The 1,301-nt window shown below is 44.1% G+C and carries 2 protein-coding genes; both read right to left on the reverse strand.

Features of this window, described 5'->3' with window-relative positions; genetic code table 11:
- Window positions 1-373 precede the first annotated feature (373 nt).
- Complete coding sequence (locus BN350_RS07620) at window positions 374-610, reverse strand: helix-turn-helix domain-containing protein (protein WP_028043065.1); 237 nt, start codon at window positions 608-610, stop codon at window positions 374-376.
- A partial coding sequence (locus BN350_RS21925) for an RNA polymerase sigma factor (protein ID WP_478209953.1) occupies window positions 603-1,301 on the reverse strand: 699 nt, incomplete at its 5' end. The genes BN350_RS07620 and BN350_RS21925, both read right to left, overlap by 8 nt.

Genomic DNA, 1,301 nt, shown 5'->3' on the forward strand with positions numbered 1-1,301 from the left:
TTTTTTTCAAGCAGACAAACGGCTTCGGCAAGCTCCGCTAGTATCTCAACTATTCTCATTCTTATGAGTGAACCGTATCATTAGGGCGTATCATTATTCTGTGACAACAGGTCATGGCAGAACCACCTTTCCAAAGGTCGCTCCCGAAGCATTGCATGAATCGCTCACTTTCCATTCCATGAGGAAAGGTCATGGCGTGCAATCTCCGTCGGCTTGCTGTCATCACAAACGTATCTGTCTGCTTTATTCAGTTTTCAAAGAGCATATACGGCTGCTTATCAGCCTATGAAAACCCATCACAGCTCTGAATGGATTTTCATAGAACGATAAGCGGAACTGGAAAGAGAGAAGTTGTATCATGTCCCGCAGCTTTCTAGCTTGCTTCTATCTCAAATTCATAAATCATTTTTATGATTGCTTCTCTGATGCGTCCTTTCAGCTCCATGTCAACGGCGATATAGACATTGCCGTATTCATCATAGAGAGGGCGCAGGCTGCATTTTGATATGTAAGGGTCATAGAACTGCAATAGCTTTTCTATTGACCGTTCGCTGCCGTCAGCAGCAGAAGATATCAGGTAAAACGATGGCAGTGCAAATGCTTCATTCATGGCTTGGCTTTTCCTCCTCTAACATTTTTCTGATTTTATCAAGTGAACCTGTCCTGCTCTTATGGGAAGCGTTCCTTGTCATGTGGAACAGCTCACCGATTTCTGTATCGCTCATTTCAAGAAAATAGTACATCAGCAGGATGCTGCGCTTTTTCTCCGGCAGCTTTTTTAATGCGGCTGCCAGCTTATCATCCAGCACACGGATGTCGATGCCGCAGACACTGAACGTGGTGCTGTCAGTGCCGTATTCATCCCATGTGCCCAGCTTATCTATGACAAGCTCCGGCAGTTCACAAAAGAGGGATTCCCGTTTGGAACGTCTGGACAGTTCTTTCTGATAGTTCAGGACAATCCCTTTCGTGACTTTCTTTAGCAGACAGTCAAACTGGCACTGTATGGTCTTTTGGAAGTCTGATGGTTTCATATTCACACCTCCTTTCCCTCTATGACTTGAAAAGCTGTATCTCTCTCTTTCCGCACCATATCTGTACAGCAAGGCGTGATTTGTGAACCATTTTCTAAAAATTGTGAAAATAATTTCAGGCACGAAAAAAAGCCTGACCGATATAATAAAACCGGCAGGCTCTGTTTCGCCATAACTTGCTAAAATTCGACTTTCTTTCGTTGTGAGGGTATGACCGTAAGCATAATGCTGACCTATCCTCGTTTCCCTCTTTTTTCTCCCATCCTG

Origin of the sequence: Candidatus Stoquefichus massiliensis AP9, assembly GCF_000455285.1 — a bacterium.
Classification (GTDB): domain Bacteria; phylum Bacillota_I; class Bacilli_A; order Erysipelotrichales; family Coprobacillaceae; genus Stoquefichus; species Stoquefichus massiliensis.